Source organism: Sulfurimonas sp., from assembly GCF_028713515.1.
In the GTDB taxonomy this organism is placed as follows: Bacteria; Campylobacterota; Campylobacteria; order Campylobacterales; family Sulfurimonadaceae; genus Sulfurimonas.
Genome location: NZ_JAQTOD010000004.1, coordinates 94,078 through 118,042 on the forward strand (window position 1 = coordinate 94,078; position 23,965 = coordinate 118,042).

23 protein-coding genes and 3 tRNA genes are annotated in these 23,965 nt (G+C 35.5%); 13 read left to right on the forward strand and 13 right to left on the reverse strand.

Going from position 1 to position 23,965, the window contains the following annotated elements; translation table 11 throughout:
* The first annotated feature begins 171 nt into the window (after positions 1-171).
* Positions 172-1,302: a tyrosine-type recombinase/integrase gene (locus PHV22_RS09030; RefSeq protein WP_299947250.1), complete on the forward strand. Its 1,131-nt coding sequence runs from the start codon at positions 172-174 to the stop codon at positions 1,300-1,302.
* Between the two features lie 30 nt (positions 1,303-1,332).
* Here PHV22_RS09030 and PHV22_RS09035 read toward each other — a convergent pair.
* From PHV22_RS09035 to gyrA, 9 genes are all read right to left on the reverse strand, one after another.
* Positions 1,333-1,407: transfer RNA gene (locus tag PHV22_RS09035), tRNA-Asn, on the reverse strand.
* Positions 1,408-1,464: 57 nt separating this feature from the next.
* Positions 1,465-2,397 (reverse strand): radical SAM protein, encoded by a 933-nt coding sequence (locus tag PHV22_RS09040; protein ID WP_295020458.1) that lies wholly within the window; start codon positions 2,395-2,397, stop codon positions 1,465-1,467.
* Complete coding sequence (gene hemE, locus PHV22_RS09045; protein ID WP_295020460.1) at positions 2,398-3,438, reverse strand: uroporphyrinogen decarboxylase; 1,041 nt, start codon at positions 3,436-3,438, stop codon at positions 2,398-2,400.
* A gap of 27 nt (positions 3,439-3,465) precedes the next feature.
* Entirely contained in the window at positions 3,466-3,993 is a 528-nt protein-coding gene (locus PHV22_RS09050; protein ID WP_295020462.1) for a YqhA family protein, read from the reverse strand.
* Entirely contained in the window at positions 3,986-5,020 is a 1,035-nt protein-coding gene (locus PHV22_RS09055; protein ID WP_295020464.1) for an aspartate-semialdehyde dehydrogenase, read from the reverse strand. The genes PHV22_RS09050 and PHV22_RS09055 overlap by 8 nt, the downstream gene beginning before the upstream one ends.
* A 13-nt stretch (positions 5,021-5,033) precedes the next feature.
* Positions 5,034-6,185, reverse strand: a complete 1,152-nt coding sequence (locus PHV22_RS09060) for a sigma-54 dependent transcriptional regulator (RefSeq protein ID WP_295020466.1) — start codon at positions 6,183-6,185, stop codon at positions 5,034-5,036.
* Positions 6,185-6,607 carry a hypothetical protein gene (locus tag PHV22_RS09065; RefSeq protein WP_295020468.1) on the reverse strand — a complete coding sequence of 141 codons (423 nt, stop codon included), beginning with the start codon at positions 6,605-6,607 and terminating at the stop codon, positions 6,185-6,187. Before PHV22_RS09065 ends, PHV22_RS09060 begins: the two co-directional genes overlap by 1 nt.
* Positions 6,556-7,173 carry an LPP20 family lipoprotein gene (locus tag PHV22_RS09070; RefSeq protein WP_295020469.1) on the reverse strand — a complete coding sequence of 206 codons (618 nt, stop codon included), beginning with the start codon at positions 7,171-7,173 and terminating at the stop codon, positions 6,556-6,558. Before PHV22_RS09070 ends, PHV22_RS09065 begins: the two co-directional genes overlap by 52 nt.
* Before the next feature lie 44 nt (positions 7,174-7,217).
* A complete protein-coding gene (gyrA, locus tag PHV22_RS09075; RefSeq protein ID WP_295020470.1) occupies positions 7,218-9,710 on the reverse strand; it encodes a DNA gyrase subunit A in 2,493 nt (830 codons plus the stop codon).
* Between the two features lie 188 nt (positions 9,711-9,898).
* Between gyrA and PHV22_RS09080 the strand changes: the two genes are divergently transcribed.
* The 3 genes from PHV22_RS09080 to PHV22_RS09090 all read left to right on the forward strand — a co-directional run bounded on the left by PHV22_RS09080 (position 9,899) and on the right by PHV22_RS09090 (position 12,912).
* On the forward strand, positions 9,899-11,155 hold the full coding sequence (locus PHV22_RS09080; protein WP_295020471.1) for an ammonium transporter: 1,257 nt from the start codon (positions 9,899-9,901) through the stop codon (positions 11,153-11,155).
* Between the two features lie 66 nt (positions 11,156-11,221).
* Positions 11,222-11,560: a P-II family nitrogen regulator gene (locus PHV22_RS09085; protein ID WP_295020473.1), complete on the forward strand. Its 339-nt coding sequence runs from the start codon at positions 11,222-11,224 to the stop codon at positions 11,558-11,560.
* A gap of 173 nt (positions 11,561-11,733) precedes the next feature.
* The gene (locus PHV22_RS09090; RefSeq protein ID WP_295020476.1) at positions 11,734-12,912 is read left to right on the forward strand and encodes an ammonium transporter; all 1,179 of its coding nucleotides are present in this window, start codon (positions 11,734-11,736) and stop codon (positions 12,910-12,912) included.
* 10 nt (positions 12,913-12,922) lie between these two features.
* Here the strand turns inward: PHV22_RS09090 and PHV22_RS09095 are convergent, their stop codons facing one another.
* The 4 genes from PHV22_RS09095 to PHV22_RS09110 all read right to left on the reverse strand — a co-directional run bounded on the left by PHV22_RS09095 (position 12,923) and on the right by PHV22_RS09110 (position 14,536).
* Positions 12,923-13,048: a hypothetical protein gene (locus tag PHV22_RS09095; RefSeq protein WP_295020477.1), complete on the reverse strand. Its 126-nt coding sequence runs from the start codon at positions 13,046-13,048 to the stop codon at positions 12,923-12,925.
* A gap of 42 nt (positions 13,049-13,090) precedes the next feature.
* Complete coding sequence (locus PHV22_RS09100) at positions 13,091-14,332, reverse strand: NAD(P)/FAD-dependent oxidoreductase (RefSeq protein ID WP_299947261.1); 1,242 nt, start codon at positions 14,330-14,332, stop codon at positions 13,091-13,093.
* Between the two features lie 37 nt (positions 14,333-14,369).
* A tRNA-Glu gene (locus PHV22_RS09105) sits at positions 14,370-14,444 on the reverse strand.
* A 16-nt stretch (positions 14,445-14,460) separates the two neighbouring features.
* Positions 14,461-14,536: transfer RNA gene (locus PHV22_RS09110), tRNA-Lys, on the reverse strand.
* Positions 14,537-14,772: 236 nt separating this feature from the next.
* Here PHV22_RS09110 and PHV22_RS09115 point away from each other — a divergent pair.
* From PHV22_RS09115 to PHV22_RS09155, 9 genes are read left to right on the forward strand one after another with little or no spacing between them, the layout of a single operon-like run.
* The gene (locus PHV22_RS09115) at positions 14,773-15,600 is read left to right on the forward strand and encodes a VWA domain-containing protein (RefSeq protein WP_295020480.1); all 828 of its coding nucleotides are present in this window, start codon (positions 14,773-14,775) and stop codon (positions 15,598-15,600) included.
* A complete protein-coding gene (locus PHV22_RS09120; RefSeq protein ID WP_299947264.1) occupies positions 15,597-17,018 on the forward strand; it encodes a VWA domain-containing protein in 1,422 nt (473 codons plus the stop codon). The genes PHV22_RS09115 and PHV22_RS09120 overlap by 4 nt, the downstream gene beginning before the upstream one ends.
* Positions 16,999-18,114, forward strand: coding sequence for a hypothetical protein (locus PHV22_RS09125; protein WP_295020484.1), 1,116 nt, complete (start codon positions 16,999-17,001; stop codon positions 18,112-18,114). Before PHV22_RS09120 ends, PHV22_RS09125 begins: the two co-directional genes overlap by 20 nt.
* A 47-nt stretch (positions 18,115-18,161) precedes the next feature.
* On the forward strand, positions 18,162-19,103 hold the full coding sequence (locus PHV22_RS09130) for a hypothetical protein (protein WP_295020485.1): 942 nt from the start codon (positions 18,162-18,164) through the stop codon (positions 19,101-19,103).
* Positions 19,104-19,153: 50 nt separating this feature from the next.
* Positions 19,154-20,644 (forward strand): hypothetical protein, encoded by a 1,491-nt coding sequence (locus tag PHV22_RS09135; RefSeq protein WP_295020486.1) that lies wholly within the window; start codon positions 19,154-19,156, stop codon positions 20,642-20,644.
* Positions 20,645-20,662: 18 nt separating this feature from the next.
* Positions 20,663-21,655: an LPP20 family lipoprotein gene (locus tag PHV22_RS09140; RefSeq protein WP_295020488.1), complete on the forward strand. Its 993-nt coding sequence runs from the start codon at positions 20,663-20,665 to the stop codon at positions 21,653-21,655.
* Positions 21,656-21,701: 46 nt separating this feature from the next.
* On the forward strand, positions 21,702-22,649 hold the full coding sequence (locus PHV22_RS09145; protein ID WP_295020490.1) for a MoxR family ATPase: 948 nt from the start codon (positions 21,702-21,704) through the stop codon (positions 22,647-22,649).
* A gap of 15 nt (positions 22,650-22,664) precedes the next feature.
* Positions 22,665-23,495, forward strand: coding sequence for a DUF58 domain-containing protein (locus tag PHV22_RS09150; RefSeq protein WP_295020492.1), 831 nt, complete (start codon positions 22,665-22,667; stop codon positions 23,493-23,495).
* Positions 23,496-23,903, forward strand: a complete 408-nt coding sequence (locus tag PHV22_RS09155) for a hypothetical protein (protein WP_295020494.1) — start codon at positions 23,496-23,498, stop codon at positions 23,901-23,903. It abuts the gene before it with no gap.
* Positions 23,904-23,965 lie beyond the last annotated feature (62 nt).

Sequence of the window (23,965 nt, forward strand, 5' to 3'; positions counted from 1 at the left end):
ATTGGTATTAAAGATGATAGCCAAAAAAATAGAGTCAATCTGGCAGTTGAGAAGATACTAGAGGGTATTAAGTAGCTCTCTTTATAAACAAGTAACTACTAATACCCTATAATAAAAACTTGAAAACTTCGTATATGGTATTTGTGGTTACTGATAAGAGGTAATTAACAGATGAAAATATATATAAAAAAGGTCAAAGACTCAAATGATGAGATAAAAGAGTGGATATGGATACGCTTTACCCATCAAGGTAAAAACTATCGTAAAACTCTTGGACTCCTAAACACCAAAGCTAATATGAAATTAGCTAAAAATGAGATTATGCCTACAATGCAGTTAAAGCTGTATAGTGGCGAGTTATTTGAAAAAATAGTTCCAACGATTGATGAGTATTCTAAAAAGTCGTTTGAAATACATAGTGTCAGTAGAAAAAAGACAACGCAAGATGATTACAGAATATCTTATGATAAGCATATTAAACCTTACTTGGGAGAGAGAAAGATAGACTCTCTAAAGCCTAGTGATATATCTCTTTGGCAAAACAAAGTTTTAAATAGTGTAAGTGCGAGTCGTATGAAAGTAGTAAGAGCAGTGCTGAGTACAATTTTAAATGATGCATTAAGAGATGAGATAATAGAGCGAAATCCGCTTGTGCTTGTAAGAACACCAAAGATTACTAAGCCTACAATCTCTCCATTTAGTTTAAGTGAAATCTTTAGTATCCTTAATAATGCAGAGGAGCAGTTTAAAAACTTTTTTGCACTTGCATTTTTTACTGGTATGAGAAGCGGAGAGATGATAGGTCTTAAATGGGAAAATGTAGATTTTTTCAGAAAAGAGATTTATGTAAAACAAGCTTTGAAAATGGGGCAGGTTACTACTCCAAAGACTGTAAACAGTGTCCGCTATGTTGATATTGTAGATACATTACTTCCATATTTGCAAATGCAGTTTAGATTGACGGGGCATCATAAGAGCTATGTTTTTTTAAATGATGATAATGAGCATTTCTATGACATTAAAAGAATTAGAACTACTCATTGGAAAAGGGTACTAAAGAAGTGTAATTTCGAGTATCGTCCAATTTATCATACCAGACATACATTTGCAACATTGATGCTAGAAAATGGCGAAGATATATTATGGGTATCAAATATGTTAGGTCATACAGATTCAACAATGACACTTAGCAGATATGCAAAGTATATAAAACGGGATGAGAAGAAAAGAGCTACATTTTTAGAAAATAGAAGTGTACTTAATAGCACCGAAACGACACCGAGTATTCAAAATATTGGTTGAAAGTGGCTATTTTAGGGGTTATAAATGTGGTGGCTCCGAATACTGGATTCGAACCAGTGGCCAAGTGATTAACAGTCACCTACTCTACCGCTGAGCTAATTCGGAATGTTTGATAAGGTCGAAATTATACTTTGAGAGTTGTAAAAAGTCAAGAAATTAGGGTTATTTTATACGTTTTCTTACTTCGTTTGTGTGGAGAATCAAAAATTCTAAATTTCCAACCATTTTTTTTACTATTTTAGAGCTTTTCATTAGCTCACTTAGTCGTTTTTTACTATCTTCATCAAAGAGCAGATTTATGTCTTCTGTTGTGAGTGGTCTTTTGTCTAGTGTGTTTAATATCTCTTCGTCACTATAGCTTGAGTTATTTGGTTCCGCGTGTACTCTTGAAGCTATGTGTATTGGCAGAGAGGCATCAAAAAGCAAAGAAGCGGAGTATAGCTCTTTGTAGCTCAAACCGCTTACTGGATACGCTGGCGGTCTGTCTATTGTGCTTAAATCTATTCTTGTTACTTTTAATTGCAAAAGTAAGTTGCTTAACTTTTTTATCTCATCTTCTGTGTCATTTATGCCATGGACAAAAAGTATCTCTATAAAGAGTTTTCCACTGAAGACTTTGCTAAAATCTATCACTTTTTTAATGATTTCTTCTATTTTTATATCTTTATGTGGTCTATCAATTTTTCTAAATATATCTTCACTTATTGCATCTAGCGAGAGTTTTACTTGATCTAGCTTTAGAAGTGAGTTAAATACTTTCTTGTCTGTTAGTGTGGAGCTGTTTGTAAGGATAAGTGTTTGTGTTTTACCTTTTACCTTGTTTATCTCATTGACTAATTCGTCTAGATGCGGATAGAGCGTTGGTTCGCCATTTGCAGTTATAGTTATGACATCTATCTTTTCATTCAGATGATTTTTCAGTTGATTTACGATGGTAGAAACTTCAATGGTTTTTATTTGAGTATCTGTGGTTGCACTCGGTGAGAGTTCGCAATAAAGACAGTCAAAGTTACACTGTTTTAGAGCAGGGGAGAGGTCTATGCCCAAAGAAGAACCAAATCTTCTTGAGTTTATAGGACCAAATATAGTGTTCATCTATTTTTTACTAACTCTGTGGCACTCGCTGATAAAGTGTTTTGCATTTTCTACTGGAACATCTGGAAGGATTCCATGTCCTAAGTTAAATATATGTCTTTTTCCACCCATTGTTTTTTGCAGTGATTCTACGCAAAAAGTTGTTGCTTCTTTGCTGTACAATCTACATGGTTCCATGTTTCCTTGAAGAACATATTTGTCTCCAAGTTGCTCTTTTGCGTAAGCCATAGGGGTTGACCAATCAACACCAAATACATCAAATTTTCCATAAACGCTAGGCAAAAATGCAGGGATACCTTTTGGGAACATGATTACAGGAATATGTGGATATTTTGCTTTTAGATACTCTGCGATTTCAACCATATATTTCCAAGAAAACTCATCATATTTTGATGGCTCAATTGCTGCTGCCCAACTATCAAAAATTTGAACAACATCTATACCAGCTTCTATCTGTTTTTCCATATAAAACTTTACAACTTCTGTAACTTTTTTAAGTATTTTATGAAGAAGTTCTGGATTTGAGTACATCATTTTTTTACAAATATTGTAAGTTTTTGTACCTTCTCCCTCAATCATATAGGTTGCAAGTGTCCAAGGTGCACCAGTAAAGCCAATTAGTGCTTTATCGTCGCCTCTCTCATCAAGCTGTTTACGAAGAATTTTGATGGTTTCATAAACATAAGTTAGTTTGCTTGCGGCTTCTTCACCACCCAAAAGAGCATCTAAATCATCTTGATTTTTTATCGGTTTTTCAAAAACCGGACCTTCTCCAGTAAGAAAATCAAGTTTCATACCCATCTCATTCGGAACAACTAAAATATCACTAAAAAGTATAGCTGCATCTACTCCAACTATATCCAATGGCTGAATACTAACTTCTGCTGCTAATTTTGGGTTGTGACAAAGATTTAAAAAATTACCAGCCTGCTTTCTTACTTCCATATACTCAGGAAGGTATCTTCCAGCTTGTCTCATCATCCAAACAGGAGTATACGGCGTCTCTTTGCCAAAACATGCATCTACAAATATTTTACTCATTTTAATCCTTGATTTATATTTTAATAATTAGTGTGCTTTTCCGACTTTGCTTAAAAAGTAAAGGCCGATTGAAATTGCAGCAATAGAGAGTGCTAGATAAAATAGATCTAGCGCACCATTGTAAGTAGTATGACCAACTTTTTGAAAAAATCCAACAACTAAAACCATAACTATAACTTTAGAGATTTTATCTTTAAGTTGATCTAGTGAGTGTATGGCTAAAAGTTGATTCTCATTTCCATGCTCATCTTTTGCAACATCTATCTCTGATATAAAGAGCTCATAAAGACCAAAAGAGAAGATGATTAGTACAACGCCGATAAGATAAAGATCAACTGCTCCGATGATTCCACCTATAATATTTTCATGAAATGCTTCTGGATGCTCGTGTGAAATATAGCTAGTTATAACATGTTTAGCAGTCTCGTAAACATCAAAACTTGCAACTACAAACAGAGATACTGCCCCAACAAGACCAAATATAACTGCCAAAACAATTATAAACCTAGAACTCCAGAGTGATCTCTCAAATAAATCCTCAATAATTTTAGCCATTTTTTTGCATCTCCACCCATTTTTGTGCAATGCGAACAGCGTTGGTTGCGGCTCCAACTCTTAGATTATCGGCCACAACAAACATATGAAGCATATTTTTTCTAAAGTTATCGTTTCTGATTCTTCCAACAAATGTTTCGTTCTTATCCATGCAGATATAGGGCATCGGATAGATTGATTCTGATGGCTCATCTAGGATTATAATATTTGGAGCTTTTCTTAGAAGTTCTCTTGCTTTGTCTGCATCTACATCGCAACCAAATGTAAGAGTAAGTGCCTCTGCATGACCACGAAGAGTCGGTACACGGACACAAGTTGCACTTAGTTCTATCTCTTTGTGCATAATCTTTGTAGTCTCATTTACCATTTTCATCTCCTCTTTTGTGTATCCATTTTCAATAAATTTATCTATTTGAGGAATAACATTTAGAACAATTCGATGAGGAAAAGCTTTTGGAATAGAATCATCTAACTTGAACGCAAAAAAGTCTTGCATCTGAGTAACTAACTCTTCCATTGCTGATTTTCCAGCACCAGAAGTTGCTTGGTATGTGCTTACATCAACCCTTTTTAGATTATAAGCGTCATCAAGTGGCTTTAGAGCTTGAACCATTTGGATTGTTGAGCAGTTAGGATTTGCAATGATGCCTGTTTGCTCCCAGAGTGCTATGTCTTCTGGATTTACCTCTGGAACTACAAGAGGAGTATTTTTATCCATTCTAAAATGAGAAGTGTTATCAATTACTACAGTACCAGCTTTGACAGCCGAAGGTGCAAATTCTGCACTCACACTTCCTCCGGCACTAAATAGAGCTATATCTACCTTTTCCTCTTCAAAGACAGTGTGTGTAAGCTCTTTGATAGCTATGTCGCCACCACCAAATTCTACTGTTTTGCCAATGCTTCTAACACTTGCAAGAGGAATAAGTTTGTTAATAGGAAAATTAAGTTCCTCTAAAAGAAGCAGTATCTCTTCACCAACTGCCCCATTTGCTCCAACTACTGCTACATTATACTTTTTTGACATACTGGTTCCTTATTTATATTAATCCACGAGATTCTAAAAAAAGCTCTTCAGGTTTTATTTCATCTGTCTCACTTAAAATGCAAGCTCTCTCTACGACAGAGATAAGCTCTCTTATATTTCCAGGCCATCCATAGGATATAAGCCTCTCTTGTGCTTTGATAGAGAATTTTTTTAGATTAAAGTTATATTTTTGACAATTTTGTTCTAGTATTTTATCTGCTATTTGTAAAATTTCATCTTTTCTATATCTCAGAGCTGGAATTTCTAGGGGAATTGTGTTAAGGCGATAGTATAAATCTTCTCTAAATTCGCCATTTTTTATTTTTTCCATTAGATTTGCATTTGTTGCTGATACTACTCTGATATCTATTTTTATACCCTTGGACGAGCCAAGTCTTCTTATCTCTTTTTCTTGAAGAGCGCGAAGAAGTTTAGCTTGAACACCATATGGCATCTCACCAATCTCATCTAGAAAAAGTGTTCCACCATTCGCAAGTTCGAATTGCCCAGCTTTAGCTTCGCTAGCATCAGTAAAGGCACCTTTTTCAAATCCAAAAAGCTCACTCTCTATTAGATTTTCAGGAATAGCTGCCATATTTATAGCAATAAATGGTTTTTTAGATCGTTGAGAATTGTTGTGAATATATAAAGCAAACAACTCTTTTCCAACCCCACTCTCGCCTAAAAGCAATATAGAAGCATCGGTTTTAGAAGCTTTATTGGCAATTTTAAGTGCTGATTCCAAAGCTAAAGATGTTCCTAAAAAAGAGCCATTATCCTCTTCTTTTATTTTTATATTTGTTGATTTCATTACTTTTTGGACTCTATCTTCTCGCCTTATTGCCATAAGGAGAGTGTCTACATCAAATGGTTTGAGTAAAAAATCTTTTACTCCAAGATGTATCGATTCTATTGCTCTTTGGAGAGTTGCATTTCCAGTCATAATAATAACTTCAAATCTACCATTTAGTGTTTTTATAAACTCTATACCATCCATTCCTGGCATATTTATATCTGTAATAATCAAGTTGAAACTCTCATCAATGCCTTTTAGTGCATCTTTTGCATTTTTAAATGTTTTAATTTCAAACTCTTTGTAGTCGCTCATTGCGATTTCAAGAGATTTTCTCATGTTAATATCATCTTCAACTATTGCAATTTTCACTAATTCACACCCTCTTTTAAAGGGGCGATTTTAACAAAACTATCATTAAAATCGACTTCGAAACAAGTTGTTTTTAGTGTTAGTGTTGTTATTGAGCTATTTTGAAGGTTGGTGGTCGTCCCTTCATGTTTAACATGTAAACCTAGTTTGTGGATATAATCAATAAACTCTTCTGAGTTTTGAGATATAATTTTTTTAAGATTGTTATCGGTTGTGTTTTGTAGAAATAACTCTTTTTGTGAAACTCCACTGCACTTTTTCATAGCACGAGAAATTTCTAATGTTTCGTTATAAAGAACTGCATTTTTGACTGTGTATTGATATGAGATGAGGAATTCACTCGCACTGAGGCTGAGTGAACTAAGAAAAACTATTGAGAGAAGTCTGAGTAAGAGATTACAATTTCCATTTCTACTTCGCACAATCCCTCTTTAAATGTTGTTTCAACAATATTTGCATTTTTAACCATTGCTTCAACGCCCGTACGGATTGTTGATCTCTGCATCATCATATTTTTAATTAAATCATGACCTTCAACACGAACGCCTTTGATTTTTTCGGCAAGACCTCTATAGGCATCGGCAATCGCAGCTCTTTTTGCTAAAGCATAAGCTTGAGCTGGTGAGACTGTGTTCATTGGGGCAACACCTTGACCAACCACAGATATGTAAACTTTCTTACTTTTTGCCAAAAAAGCTTCTTCGCTATCCTTGGATTGAGCTTTTTCTAAAGCATTTCTTTCGATAATGCTATTTGCCTTTTCTAGTTCTGCTGTTGTTTTGCTCACGATAGCTTTAGACTCTTTTGTTTCATTTCTGATAACAGAAGTTTCAGCTTTTGCATTTAATGCTTCAATGCGAGCAGCTGAAGCCTCTGTTCTGGCAACTGAAGCTTCAATTTTCGCTTTTGAAGCTTCTTCATTTACAGTATCGGCCCCAAAAAGAGAAGAGACGCTCAAAAGAGCAACAAAAAACATAGATAATTTCATAGTTTAATCCTTAACATGATTTATATTTTTAGTCTAAGCAACTACTATTCCAACTCATCAAAATCGAGAGTGGCACCGTTCTCTTCATCTTCATCATCATCTTCAACAGGTTGCTTTGGACAGCGAGAAACACTTGCAACATCATCACCTTTTACTATATATACGCCACTTGTGTTTCTGCTAGATTTTGAGATAGTTTGCATATCTACTCGTATCATTTTTCCAGCTTTTGTCAGTGCCATCAAATCCATTGTTTCATCTACCATCAGACATCCAACGACATGTTTACCTGTTTTTGCACTCATTTTCATTGCAATAACACCAGAACCACCACGATTTGTTAAGCGATACTCCCCAGCGTCAGTTCGTTTGCCAATACCTTTTTCACTAACAACTAAAATCTCTTGCTCATCATTAACGATGATGTTTGCATCAACAACTTCATCTGAATCAAGTTTAAATTTGATACCTCTAACGCCTCTTGTATTTCTACCTTGATCGCGAGTTTTTTCTATATCAAACTTTATACATTGAGCAAGTTTTGTCATGATAAATAGATATTTTATATCTTTGTCTGCAATTTTTGCTGTAATGATAGAGTCATCATCATCAAGACTAATCGCTCTAACACCATTGCTTCTTATGTTTGAGAATTCGCTTAGATTTGTTCGTTTTACAACACCTTTTTTAGTAAAGAAGACTAATGATTTATCTTCGCTAAAGTCTGTTGTAGGATTGATTGACTGTATCTGCTCATCTGCTACTAAATTTAGTAAGTTTACAACCGCTTTTCCTTTTGCAATTCTGCTTCCCTCAGGTATGCGGTAAACTTTTAACCAGTGAAGTTGCCCACGATCAGTTACAAAAAGAAGAGTGTCGTGGGTGTTACAAGTGAAGAATCTCTCAATAAAATCATCCTCATAAGTAGTAACAGCAATCTTGCCTTTTCCACCTCTTTTTTGTTTCTCATACTGAACAAGTGGAACTCTTTTTATATAACCTCTGTGAGTTATAGTTACAACCATTGGCTCATTTGGAATCAAATCTTCTACATCAATATCATCATAATCATCTTCAATATCCGTTCTTCTGGCATCGGTATAAGTTGCTAAAATTTCATTAAACTCATCATCGATGATGCCATGTAAAATCTCTTCACTCTTTAGGATTGACTCTAAATACTCAATAAGTGCTATAAGTTCAAGAAGTTCGTTTTCAATCTTCTCGCGTTCTAAACCTGTCAGTCTTCCAAGGCGCATATCAACGATACTTTGCGCTTGAATTGGTGAGAAATCAAACTCACTTATAAGGTTTTCTCTAGCGTCATCTATGTTTTTGCTTGATTTTATAACTCTAATAATTTCATCAATAATATCAAGAGCTTTTTTTAATCCCTCTAAAATATGAGCTCTTGCTTTTGCTTTTTCAAGATCAAAAATAGTACGACGAATAATGATAGTTTTACGGTGATTTATGAAGTGTTTTAAGATATCAATAATGCCAAAAATTCTAGGTTCTTGATTTAAAATCGAGAGCATTATGATGCCAAAAGTTGTCTGCATGTTTGTTTGTTTGTAGAGATTGTTTAGAACAATCTCACTCATTGCATCTCGCTTAAGCTCGATTACAACGCGGATTCCATCACGGTCAGACTCATCACGAATCTCTGAGATTCCCTCTATCATCTTATCTTTTGTAAGATTGGCTATTGTTTCTATCAATCTAGCTTTATTAACTTGATAAGGAAGTTCGTCAATAACGATTACATCTTTGTTGGCTTTCTTCTCAATATGAATTTTTGCTCGAACTTTTATACGACCACGACCACTCTCATAAGCATCCATAATCCCCTTTTTACCAAAGATTGTTCCACCTGTTGGAAAGTCGGGCGCTTTTATGTGTTCCATTATCTCAATTAAAGAGATATCTGGATTTGCCAAAAGTGCCTTTAATCCATTTATAATCTCTATAGGGTTATGCGGAGGAATATTTGTTGCCATACCAACAGCAATACCGCTTGAGCCGTTGATAAGAAGATTCGGAACACGAGTTGGCATTACTTCTGGTTCTTTTGTTGTGCCATCATAGTTGTCTGTCATATTTACTGTGTTTTTGTCTAAATCTTTTAGAAGTTCACCAGCATATTTTGTCATTCTTGCTTCAGTATAACGCATAGCAGCGGCACTATCTCCATCAACCGAACCAAAGTTTCCTTGACCATCAACAAGTGGCATTCTCATGGAGAAAAGTTGAGCCATACGAACCAAAGCATCATAAACAGAGTTGTCGCCGTGAGGATGGTACTGACCGATAACATCACCAACAATACGAGCTGATTTTTTAAATTTTGCTCCAGCTGAGAGGTTCAGTTTATCCATAGCGTAAAGGATTCTTCTATGCACCGGCTTTAGTCCATCTCTAACATCTGGTAGAGCGCGACCTACTATTACACTCATGGAGTAATCAAGGTAGCTGTTTTGAAGAGTCTCTTCAATGTTTATAGTTTTAATATCGTCTTGGTTTAGCAAATTGCTCATATATAACACCTAATTTTAGAAATAAAAAATTGACTTATGGTAGCTTTTTATCCCTTAAGAAATCACTAAAGCTCTTTAAATATCTTAAATCCATCACAACGGCTATATTGATTAAAAAATAATCAGTTTTTTGATTAATGATATTTTAATAAATGTATAATTTTGCAGATAGACAATAGGGAGAGAAAATGAAAATAGTGCTTTTTGTGTTACTGATGTTGCCTTCGATAATATTTGCGGATGATACACTAAACAGTGGCAATACTGCTTGGATGATGATTTCCACTGCACTTGTTATGTTGATGACGCCTGCTGGACTTGCTCTTTTTTATGGAGGACTCACTCGTTCTAAAAATGTACTAAATACAATCAGTATGAGTTTGGGTGCGTATGCTGTTGGAACACTTGTTTGGGTTTTGGTTGGTTACTCAGTTGCTTTTGGAGACGGTGATCTGCTTGGAAGTGGAAAGGTTCTGCTTAGTGGAATAGCTCCAAGCACATTAAGCGGAACTATCCCAGAGCTGCTCTTTGTGGCATTTCAAGGAACTTTTGCAGCAATCGCTGTTGCAATTGCAAGTGGGTCTATGATTGAGAGAGTTAAATTTTCTACATTTATAATATTTGTTGCATTGTGGATAGTTGTTGTTTATGCACCAATAGCACACTGGGCTTGGGGTAACCTCAAAGGAACTCTGAATTTTAGTGAGATGGATTTTGCTGGTGGAACTGTTGTTCACTTAAATGCAGGTGTTGCTGGATTTGTTGTTGCGATGATACTTGGTCGCAGAAGAGATTATGGAAAAGTAGCTATCAAGCCTTTCTCGCCAGTTTTAGTCTCTTTGGGCGCTGCGCTTTTATGGTTTGGATGGTTTGGATTTAATGCGGGATCGGCTCTTGCTGCTGATGGTATCGCGTCTTCTGCTTTTTTAGTTACAAATGTAGCGGCCGCTCTTGGTGTGATTGGCTGGATAGCGGTTGAGTCGCTAGTTTATAAAAAAGCAACTCTTGTTGGTGGTGCTTCTGGTGCTGTGGCTGGTTTGGTTGCAATAACTCCAGCTGCTGGAAGCGCTGGAGTTGAGGGCGCTATTATTATAGGTCTTATCGGTGGTATTTTAGGATTTCTTGGTGTCGCAAAGCTCAAAAATATGTTTAAAGTCGATGACTCTTTAGACGCATTTTGGATACATGGCTTAGTTGGTATCTGGGGCTCAATCGCAACTGCAATCTTTATAGCCGACTATGCAATGGCTAAAGATTACAATATGCTATCTCAGTTGTTAAATCAGGTTAAAGCTATCGGCTTAACGGTTGTTTACAGTGCTGTAGCGACTGCAGTGGTTTACTTTATAGCAGCAGCTATAACTGGCGGTGGTAGAGTTGATGATGAGAGTGAGAGCAGGGGTCTTGATGAGACTGTTCATGGAGAAAAGGCAATAAATCTATAGACTTAGGTAATTGCTTTAATGTATAAATATGGTTACAATTTGGAACTTAAATTTGGAGAAAATATAATGAAAAAAATAGAGGTTATTATAAAACCGTTTAAACTTGAAGATGTAAAAGATGCACTAGCTGAGATTGGAATTACTGGTATGACGGTTAGTGAAGTTAAGGGTTATGGGCGTCAAAAAGGGCATAGTGAGTTATATCGCGGTGCTGAGTATGTTGTGGATTTTTTGCCAAAAATAAAGATGGAGATGGTGGTTGCTGATGAGAATGTTGATCAAGTAACAAGCACAATCGTTGAGGCTGCAAGAACAGGAAAAATTGGAGATGGCAAGATATTTGTAACAGATATTGAAAAAATTATTAGAATTCGTACCGGTGAAACTGATATAGAAGCGATATAGTTAAAATCTATGAAAAATAAACTGTATAACACATAGTATTAAACCCACTTTTAAGGTGGGTGGGCTTAAATTCATCTAATTGCATAAGAACTGATTAAAAAATAATCACTTAAAAAATATCATATATCTTTTATAGGGTATAATTTTTTTATTTAATTATTGAGGACAATCAGATGTTAGAAGTAGATTTCAAATACATAATAGATACTTTTTTTATGCTCTTTTCGATGGTGCTGATAATTTTTATGGTTCCAGGTTTTGCAATGCTCGAAGCTGGTTTGGTTCGCACAAAAAATGTCTCCGCTGTTCTTACGATAAATGTCATGATATATTCCGTTGCCTCTTTAGCTTTTTTACTTATCGGTTATAAAATTGCATTTGGTGGCTGGGAGAGCTCAAAAGAGAGTATTTGGGCGCTTTATATGTTTCAAATGGCATTTGTTGGTAAAACTGTAAATATCATGAGCGGTGGTGTAAGCGAGCGAGTTCGCATTATTCCTTTGGCGATATTTACGGTTGTAATGGGTGCTGTCATTTACCCGTTTGTAGTAAATATTAGTTGGGGTACCGATATGATTGCAGGTACAATAATGGATATCAAGATGTATGATTTAGCTGGCTCAACTGTTATCCATTCAACTGGTGGATGGGCACTTTTAGCAGCCATTATAATTATTGGCCCAAGAAAGGGTCGTTATACAAATGATGGAAAAATAAGAGTAATTCCTGCTTCAAACATCCCTTTGGTTGTTTTAGGTGCGTTACTTCTTTGGATAGGATGGTTTGGATTTAACGGCGGAAGCGTTGGCTCGATTTCTAGCATAGAGAGTGCAAATACTGTTGCAAAAACAATTATGAACACAAATACGGCAGGTTTGGCAGGCGCTATTGTTGCTGGAATAATTATGTATATTAGATACAAACTCCTTGATATTACAATGATTTTAAATGGTGCTTTGGGTGGTTTAGTTGCAATTACTGCAGGGCCTGACTTGTATGATATGTACACTCCTATCTTGATTGGATTGATTGGTGGAGCTTTAGTCGTTTTTGCTGTCCCTGTTTTTGATAAATTTAAGTTAGACGACCCAGTTGGAGCACTCTCTGTACATCTAGTAAATGGTATTTGGGGAACTTTAGCGGTCGGAATTTTTGTTGATAAAATCTCTTTTATGGATCAATTAAAAGGTGTTGCTGTTGTTGCTGTTTTTGCATTTAGCTCTTCGTTTATTGTGCTTTATGTTATCAATAAATTAGTTAAATTTAGAGCAACAGACGATTGCCAAGTTGAAGGTATGGATGTAAACGAGTGTGGCGTAGAAGCGTATCCAGAGTTTAAAAGAGCTATATAGGCTCTTTTGACTACTTATCTATATTTTTTAAAGATTCGCTAGAGGCATTGTTTGCCCGCTCATAAGAACCATCATTTTTCACAGCGCAACCAGAGAAGAGAACTAAAGCAGCAAGAAAAGTTAAAAATTTGCACATATTAAAACCTTTAAATAAAATATTCTGCAAGTATATACTAAGTTAACTCAATTTTCCAGCTAAGTAGCCGCTAGAGAATGACCACTGCAGATTATATCCACCACATGGTCCATCAATATCCATAATTTCTCCACAAAAGTACAATCCATTTACAAGCTTGCTTTGCATAGTTTTTGGGTCTATTTGGCCTAAATCAACTCCACCACGAGTTATCATAGCCATCTTAAAGCCATCATGCCCAACCACAGTAAGTGGAGTCCATGCTAAAGTTTTTATCAGCTTATCTTTTGATGCACCACTTATTTTGTTAATGGAGTCTTGTGGATTTATACCGCTAAGAAGGCATAGCTCTATTGAGAGTGCCTCTGGAAGCAATGTTTTTAGCAGCTCTGTTATATTTAGATTGGGAGTTTTTTGCATAATATTTTTTAGGTGTTTTAGTATCTTATCCTCATTCATCCCTTTTGTGAGATTTAAAAGCAGTGGAACCTCGCCATATACCTGTAAAAGTGGTGTGACTTCTCTTGCAAAATCAAGCACAACAGGACCTCTTATGCCGCTGTTTGTAAAAATCAGATCACCTTTTGCATGAACTTTTTTATGCTTTTGTAAATCAACTCTTAGTTCAACTTTTGCTATCGTGTCCGCCTTACAGTTTTTTACCCACTGCTCTTTTGTTTGCAGAGGCATCATAGCTGGATAGAGTTCGGTTATTTTATGCCCAAGAGTCGATGCAAGAGCGTATCCGTCTCCCTCGGCTCCAAGAGTCGGATAACCAAGCCCTCCAGTTGCTATAATGATATTTTTTGCATAAAACAGCGCAGTTTTGGTTTTTACGCCAGATACTGCACCATCTTCAACTAAGATTTGCTCAACTTTTTGCGAGCACATGAGCACAACTCCAACTTCGCTCATTTTGTTTTTCAGTGCCTCAATAATCGTTACTGAACTATGAGATGTGGGAAAAACTCTATAACCATCAGGAGCGTGCGTTTCAACGCCAATAGAGTTAAAAAAGTTGATTAAATCATTGTGGTCAAAAGCCTCAATCGCATCTCGCATAAATCTAGCATTTTTATCAAATCTAGATATAAATTCTTCGTTGGACAGGGTGTTTGTGAGGTTGCAACGACCACCGCCAGTAGCTTTTAGTTTTGATGCAATTTGAGGAAGTTTTTCTAAAAGTAAAACACGATTGCCATTTTCTGCTGAGATTATCGCAGATATTATTCCTGCAGCACCAGAGCCAATTACAATAACATCATAGGTATTTTTTTTGTTCATAAGGTTTCTATTATTGTTTGATTTTTGTTTGATGAAGTGGTGACCCCGAGGAGAATCGAACTCCTGTAACATGGATGAAAACCATGGATCCTTACCGCTAGACGACGGGGCCACTAAATTGTTTTGAATGGTGTCCTGTGATGGATTCGAACCATCGGCATCCTCATTAAAAGTGAGATGCTCTACCAGCTGAGCTAACAAGACGACTGCTCTATTTGTTAAGAGAGTGGAATTATAGGCAAATAGATTCTCAAAGTCAAGAAAAATAGAGGATATTGATAAATATTATAATAATTTGCTATTTTTTTGTTAAAATGTAGACTATGAATTATATAAACTTTGAATTTTCATATCTTCTTTTTCTATTTTTCCCAGCAGTGTACTGTCTATATAAATGTAAAGAGCACATAAAACCAAAAATATTTGTCCATCTTCATTTCATGTCTGCAAAAAAAAGTTTTAAAAATCTTGAGTGGATAATAAAAATCATAACTTTAGCGTTACTTCTGTTTGCGTTATCTTCACCAGTTATCATAGATAAGAAAAATCCACTAAACAGAGATGGCAAAGATATTATCTTGGCGATAGATGCGAGTGGTTCTATGAATGCTTCTGGCTTTATGAAAAAAGATGATGTTTTTGATTTTGAGAGCAAAGATGTCAACAAAGAGCGACTTAGTAGGTTTGAGATAACAAAATTAATAGCAACTAATTTTATAAAAAAGAGAACAGGCGATAATGTCGGTGTGGTTGTTTATGGCGATTTTGCTTTTATAGCTTCTCCGATTACATATGAAAAAGAGATAGTGTCCGATATGCTTGGATATTTAGGCGAGGGCGTGGCTGGGCAAAATACGGCGATTGGCGATGCAATCCACATGAGTATAAGGGCGTTTAGATACTCAAAGGCAAAAACTAAAATAATCATTTTACTTACCGACGGAGAGCACAACAGTGGAGAGATGTCACCAAGAGACGCAACTGCTCTGGCAAAAAAAGAGGGTATAAAAATATATACAATCGGTATAGGAAACAAAGGCGAGGCAGATGAAGCGCTACTTAAAGAGATTGCAAAAGAGAGTGGTGGAGAGTTCTTTAGTGCAACTTCTGCTGGGGAGTTGCAAAAAGTTTATAGTAAAATTGATGAGCTTGAATCTTCCAAAATAAAAAATAGAGACTATGCTCTAAAGGATTATTACTATTGGATTTTGTTGTTGGTTGCATTTGCACTTTTGCTGTTTTTACTCTCAAGAGAGGTTAGAAGATGAGTTTTTTACATCCAGAATCTTTTTGGCTTCTTCTGTTCGTTTTAGCGCTGCTGGTTAAAAAAGATTTCAAAACTCTAAATGTTACTACTTATGGATATATATTTAGTGCTTTTTTTATTGTGTTAGCACTTAGTAGGCCGGTGGTGGTGCAAGAGCCAATAAAAAGCAAAGAGATACTAAGTGATGTTGTTGTTGGTGTGGATCTCTCTTTTTCAATGAGGTGCGCTGACTTAAAGCCAAACAGACTCACTTTTGCTAAAGAGTCACTTGAAAAACTCGTTTATCTTGAGCCAAAAACAAGATTTGGGGTTCTTGGCTTTACAACAAATGCTATAGTTTTATCGCCTTTAACGGAGGATAGAGAGCTTTTGTTGCATCTCTTTGGTGGACTTGATGAGAATAATATCATCACGAGAGGTAGCAGCGTGATGCCTGCGTTAAAATTGGCTCGAAAAATGTCAAACTCAAAAAAAGTTAGTGTGGTTTTACTAACCGATGGAGCAGATGAATCTAACTACGATGCAGAGGCAAGATACGCGAAAGAAAATTCGCTTGTTGTAAATGTCTTTATGTTGGCGACAAGTTTAGGAGAAGCCATAAAACTTGAAAATGATGAGTTTTTAAAAGATGGAAATGGCGATATTGTCGTAAGTAGTGAAAATAGCGCTATAAAAATAATCTCGGATGTCACAGGCGGAGTTTATACGAAAGATTTTGAGACAATAGTCGATGCACTGAATTCTCAAAAGCAAAAAGATGCGCAGGCACAAACAATGGTAGTAAAAAATTTAGAACTTTTTTACTACGCTGTTTTTTTAGCGATTGTTATATTTTTAGTGAGCGTAACTACTCTAAAAAAATATCTTTTGACTTTTTTACTGTTTTTTGGAATAACTCTGAGTGCAGATCAGAATTTTATTCAAGCGAACAACGCATCAAAAGAGTACAAAAGTGGTCATTATGAAGAGGCTCTTAAGAGTTATGAGAAGATAAAATCTAGTAATCCAGAGCTTAAGTCGGTGGTTTATTACAACATCGGAAACTCTTTGGTGAGACTAAAAGAGTATGAAAAAGCAAGAGAAGCATATCTAAAATCACTTACTCTTTGCTACTCAAAAGAGGCAGATGAGAATTTAGAGTTTATAAGAAATGTTGCACAAGAGAAGAAATTAAACGAGAAACAAAAAGAGAGTAAAGCAAAATCTTCGTTGGCAAAAAAAGAGCAGAGCCAAAAAGATCAAAAAGAGGGTGGTGGCTCAAATATGCGAGTGAGTGCAGCATCTAGCGGTGGTGGGAGTGATGGGAAAGAGAGTAAATCCGAGAGTCAGATTAGCCTTGATGGTGGTAAGGCAAAACTTAGCTCAAAACAGTATGAACTTATAAACAAAAGGGGTGTCGATGAAAAAAAGCCTTGGTAGATTTTTTTTAGTTATTTTTTTCGTTTTAAATATAAATATTTTTGCTTCAACTTATGAGTGGAGCGCAGTTGCTAACAAAAAAAGTGCGTTTGTAAATGAAGCTATCCATCTTGAGTATATTTGTAAGTTTAGTGACAGAGGTGAACTCTACTTTATTAGCTTTAACCCAATAACTGAAAATAAGGATTACTCTATAAAACTACTAAGTGAAACAGAGAGAATCGTTGATGGAAAAAGAGTAAACAGCTATGAGTTTGTAGCTTTTGTAAAAAAAGCAAAAAAGATAGATTTTAAGTTTGATGCAATGATGAAATTAACAACTAGAAAGTCAATCGAGAATACTGTCATAGGTCGTGATAATATGAAAAAAGAGTATTTTACATTTGAAAATATAAAGCAAAAAACATTGACAGTGGATGTTCTAGATGCTAAAAGTGACCTTGTTGGTAATTTTACTCTTGAGACAAAATATAACCAAAACATAGTTAAAGCACACGAGCCTTTTCATTTTGATTTAAACATAAATGGTGTTGGTAATTTTCAAGATTTCAAGCCAATAGTGTTAAAAATGGATAATATTAAAATTGTATCTGAAAAACCAGATGTGAAGACTATTTTGACAAAAGATGGCTATAGCGGGGTGTATATACAGAAATTTGTTTTTATTGGGGATAAAGATTTTATAATCCCAGCGATAAATATAGACTATTTTGAATTAAGTAGTAGAAGTGTTAAGAAATTAGAAGCAAAGCAAGTGGAAGTTAAAGTTGGCGGCGGCTATAAAAAAAGTGAATTGTTAGATTTAAACGAGGTAAGTGTTTTAAAGTTTAAAAAAGAGTCTCTCTACTTTCTGCTCTCGTTTGTTGCTGGATTTTTAGTTTCAAAAATAAAGATTGAAAGAAAAAACAAGATTTTAACTATTAGTGAGAAGTTAAAAAAAGATATAGCAGCCGCAAAAACAGTTGATGAGATAATGTTTATTTTGGCACTGCAAAACAAAAAAGAGTTTAGTGAAGTAGTAAGAAGCATAGAGAATAGCGATATTGTTTCCTTAAAAAAAATTAAAAAAAACTTGTTTCAATTAATACCGCATTAAATATAATTAAACTAAAATCTATTTACTCTAATAGAAAAAGGTTATAGATGAAAAAAGTGATTTTAATTGTGATAAGTTCTGCAATTGCTCTGTTTTTTAGTGCTTGTGGTGCTAAAGAGATGATAGTGATTCCTTCATATACAGCTCCAAATGAATCAGCAAAGCTAAGTAAGATAGAGACGAAAAATGAAGTTTTTAGTAAAAAAGGTGCTTATTTGGCGCTGTGGCTAAATCCTAAGGTTGATGGGGAAAAGAAGACAAACCCAGCGCTAGAAAAAATGCTTATAAACAGTGTTAAAGCCTCACTTACTCAAACAAATTTTATAGCAATTGATCCTCTTGGTGGGGATGAGGGAGTTGCTCTGAATATGAGTGTTTTGAATTATGATTACAAAAAAACTAAAACTACAATGGATATGTATTTGGAGGTCTCTTTTACGCTAACAAGAGGGACAGATGAATTTTTAGTAAAAACATACAATGAGAAAAAAAGTCGTTTTGTTAATACAGACGAGAGATTTCCAACTGAAAACGAGCTTGCATCTGAGGCTGTGTCAAAAGTTGTAAAGTTCTTTATCTCTGATATATCACCACTTAAAACGCACCAGCTTCGTGAGTTCAAATCGCTTCCTAGTGAGCTTGTAGCAGTTGCAGAAAATGCAAAGCGCAAAAACTATAAAGGTGCTATACAGCTTATGAATAGATACAAAGGTAGTAAAGATATGAGCTTCTACTACAATTTAGCGGTTCTTTACGAGGCAGAAGCAAGTACGACAGAGAATCTAAAACTACTAAGAAATGCTGATATAAACTATGAAAAAGCAATAGAGTTGGGTGGTAAAAGTGATTCAGTAGTGATTAGTGCAAAGGCAAGATTTGACAATTTTTATGACTTGCTAAGTAAGACTAAAAAACAAGATGAGGCAAATCAAGCACTAAAAGATGACAGAAGTGCAATGCTTGGAAGTTCAGACAAGGAGTATGAGTAAGTAATTCATAATTTTAGAATTTGTAAAACATAATAAAAAAAAGGGATAAGATGAAAAATGTTAAAAGTTTAGTATTTAGTGGCTTTGTTGCAGTTACGGCAACTTTTGTTATGAGTGGATGTTCTGCTCTTCAAGAGACTTTTGCTTCTCAAATGGAAGTTCCAACGGTTGAGGTTCAGTCAAACCGCGCTGCTATTGGTATGACAATAGTTAGAGAAAATAATGTAATGGCATTTAAGATGCCTATCTCTTCTGGTGCGAAGTGGCCAGCAGCTATCTCAGCTGAAATGACCCCAGAGCAAAAAAAGAAGCTTGAAAAGATACTAGAAGATAATCCATATTTTGCAACAGTTCACTACACAAAGTTGATTCAGAGAAAGATGTTAGGCTCTGGGGCTCTTGTGAAAATGGCTGGAGACCTTGGAAATGTCGCCGCAAGCGCGTTAGATCAAACTATATCACCACTGACATATAGAGCTGCAAATAAGTTAAGTGTTCTCTATGGAGATGATAAAAAAAATTGGCCAGATTTGCTTAGTTTTGATGGATCTCTTAAGAACTTTCTAGATTTTAAAGATGGATATAAACTAAAAACTGACTCTTTAAAGGGTGATGTATATAAAACAATTGGAGAGGCTGTCTCTTCACTTGCTCCTGTAAATATGCAAAAAAATCTAATCTCTTCAAATAGTGAACTTTTGGATGCATATAGCAAGGTTGCATCAGTAAAATCTCAAAAAGGTGAGTTGGAAACAAAGCTTCAGACCGACAGTGCTAAAGCTCAAGATAAAGTAAAAAATCCAAGCTATGTTCCATTTACTGAGGCACAAAAAGAAGGTATAAACAAAGAGATGGCTGTTATTGATCAGCAGATAAAAGAGGCAGAATCATTCGCTGATGAAAAAGAGAAAATCTACTTTTCACTTTTAGATCAAGCAGTTATCGCACTTGAGAGCGACATAAATGTTGATGATATGAATTATGTAAACCTTGCAAGGAATGTAAATATAGTGTCAAATGAGATTAAAGATAGCGCAATAGATGCTTATGCTGCTTTTGGATTAGCAACAACAAATATTTTAGCAAACAACAGTATCTTAAATTTTCCAAAAGAGTTAGCATCATTAGCTGTTGCAAAAGCAAATGTGCCACTCAATATGCAAGATAAGTATAACGACAGGGTAGCAAAGCTTGTCCAAAATGCTATCCATCTTTTGCCAAATATCTTGATAGGAACTTACTATGCGAACAAACAGTCAACTTTAGCTGGAAAGTATGAGAGTTTTACAAAGATTATAATTACTGCATATGATAAGAAAAAAGAGCAAGAAAAAGCTGCGGATAAAGATGCAAAAGCACTAGAGCAAAAAGAGGTAAAGCCAGAAACTGGTGGTGATGTCAAGACGGATGCTGAGGTAAAACCAGCAGAACAGATTCAAGTTGAGCCTGCTGTTGAGGAGAAAGTTGAACTGAAACCATCAGTAAAAGCTGAAGTAAAAACAAGTACTAAGAAAAGTAAGAAAAGTAAAAAAGTAATTTAATTTAAGGAATTTATACAGATGAAAAAACTATTTATCTCTTTACTACTGGTGCTCTTTGGTGTATCGGCAATAGCTTCACAAAACTCTAATGCCTCGATGTTATGGCTAAACTCACCGCCTTCAGATACTTCTGAATATTTTTATGCGGTTGGATATGGAGAGACAATCAGTGATGCAAAGAGTGATGCGCTTGCAACGATTAGTGCAAAAATATCAGTTAGTGTTGCATCAAGTTTTAGCTCATCTGTGAGTGCGTCAAGACAAAATGGCGATGAAGATGTGCTTAGTGAGAGCAAGAATGAAGTGGTTAGCCAAAGTAAAAACATAGAGTACACTGATGTAAAAGTTCAAGAGAGCTTTGATGATGGGAAACGGTGGGCTGTTTTGATTGAAGTTGACAGAGTGATACTTACTAAATCTTATGAGAGAAGACTAAGTGGTGTGGATGCAAAGATAAAAGCAGAGTGGGATGTTTTTACTCAAAGTACATCTCTAGAGAAGCTAAAACTCTCTTCAACAATCAACAAGTACCTAAAAGAGACAGATACTTACTTTGCTCTTTTGCATGCACTTAGCAGTCAGTATGATGATAGCAAATACACAGCTCGTTATTTAAACTACACAAAAGAGATGAGAAAAGCAAAAAGTGAACTTACTTTTAAGATAAAGTCAGATGCCGCTTCAGGGCAGCTAGCCTCTTTAGTTCGTTCTGAGTTAAGCAAAGAAAATGCCACTTTTAGCGACAAAAACTACAATGTGCTTATAGATATCACAACGAAAGCAAGAGAGCAGAAGTATGCATCTGCCAACAAAGAGTTTGCTAATCTTACATTTGCCCTAAGAGACACTACTGTCTCGCTTATGGATAGAAGCGGAAAAGTAATCTCTACAACGGTTTATAAAACAAAAGAGAGTTCTCCATCTGGCTTTAATGATGCAATCGCTAAGACTGCAAAGTATGAGGCTAAAATCAAACAAAATGGGATAATGGCGTTTATTACCGGCAATTAACCACATTTTGCTACAATCTCTCAATTTATATTTCGAGGTTGGATAGATGCTTTCAAAGATAGAGTTAATAAAAAAAGAGGTTAGTAAGGTAGTTGTAGGTCAAGAGAGGATGATAGATTCTCTCTTGATAGCACTTTTGTGCGAGGGGCATATTCTTATAGAGGGTGTTCCTGGACTTGCAAAAACAACAACTGTAAATGCACTTGCTCAAAGCCTTGGACTTAACTTTAAGAGAGTCCAATTTACCCCAGACTTGCTTCCTTCAGATATTTTAGGAGCTGAGATTTACGATCCACAAAGCAACAGCTTTAAAATCAAAAAAGGTCCCATCTTTACAAACTTACTCTTAGCGGATGAGATTAACCGTGCTCCCGCTAAAGTCCAATCAGCACTTCTTGAAGTCATGCAAGAAAAGCAAGTAACACTTGGTGATACCTCATTTAAACTAGAACCCCCATTTTTTGTTATGGCAACTCAAAATCCAGTGGAGCAAGAGGGTGTTTACCAGCTCCCAGAGGCTCAACTTGATAGATTTATGCTAAAACTCGTCGTTGATTACAACACAAAAGATGAGGAGCTTGAGATTGCTAGAAGAATCTCGAGCGGTAATTTTGAGAAAATCCAAAGTGTTATAACTCATGATGATTTAAACGATCTAAAAAAGAGTATAAAAGAGATACATATTGACCCAGAGGTTGAGAAATATATGATTGAGATTGTGAGTGCTACGAGAAATCCTAGTAAATATGGGCTTGATGAAATTAAAGATTATATCCAGTTTGGGGCTTCTCCTCGCGTCAGTATCGATATGTTTAAAGCTGTAAAAGCTATGGCATTTATGCGAGGAAAGAGTTTTGTAACACCTGTTGATGTGGCTTATATTGCAAAAGAGCTTATGAGACACCGCATAGTTTTAAGTTACGAAGCAGAAGCTGAGGGCGTCACAACTGATGAGATAATTCAAAAAGTGTTAGAAACTGTAGCAATACCGTAATCTTGGGTATAGAAGATGAGTAAACTACAAAAAATCTTAGTTCGTGCAAGGCGTCAAGTCTTTAGTGAAATGGTTGGAAATAATCCATCTATTTTTCAAGGCGAAGGGTATGACTTTATCGAGCTTAGAGAGTATATGCCTGGAGATGATATTCGTAAGATTGATTGGAATATCACCGCAAAGATGCAAAAACCATTTATTAAAATCTTTCGTGAAGAGAGAGAGTTGAATGTTGTGATTGTCTCTATTTTAAACGGAAGCGTTCATTTTGGTTCAAAAAAGTTTAAGCAGGAGCTAATTGCTGAGATTGTCGCACTTCTTAGCTACTCAACTCTTAAAAATGGTGATTTGTTAAGCTCATATATATTTACAGACAAGATTATTTCTCACTCAAAACCAACTAAAAAAATTCATCAAGTTCAAAAAAATGTTGAGGATATTCTAAGCTTTGATGCACTAAATAAAAAAGTTGATTTCAAACTGATTGCAGACACGCTTTTTAGAAGATTAAAAAGAAAATCTTTGATTTTGGTAGTGGGAGATTATTTTGAGATTCCTGACTTTAGAATTTTGGCAAAAAAGCATGAGGTGATCTCTGTAATCGTTAGGGATAAACTAGAAGAAAACCCACCACAAATGGGCTTTGCTTCACTTGTAGATCCTGAGAGTGGGGCGGTTTTAGAGGGTGACTTTAATGCCTCAAGTGTAAGAGCTTACAGTAAAAAAGTTACAGAGCATGACCATAATCTTTTTGAGAAATTACGAGTAGATCAAGTTAGATTTACAAAGATTTATACAGACTCTATGCCAAGCATAGGGCTTCGCAGACTTTTTGAGGGTAGATAAATGGCACTAGAAAATAGTTATGATGTACCACTTCATGATATTAAGCAGATAGTTGAGATTGAGGATTATTCGCTTTATTATTTTATTGGTGCCGTCACAATTTCTGCTCTTTTAATCGCTCTGGCTGTTTTCTTGCTCTATAAATGGAATAAGAAAAAGAGTAAATTCAACATAAGAAAAGAGCATGAAAAACTGCTAAACTTAGTTGACTTAAATGATACAAAAAATGCCGCTTATGCCATCACGCTCTATGGATTAACATTTAAAAATGATAGCCCAAGACATAAAGAGATGTATGAAAATTTACTCAGCAGACTTGAGGGCTATAAATACAAAAAAAGTGTTGATGAATTTGATAGTGAAACCATTGGTTATATAGAGCTTTTTAAGGGCATGATTGATGCTTGATGGAATCTATTTTGAGTTCCCAAAATTAATCTTCATAATCTTTCTTTTTATATTATGTGAAA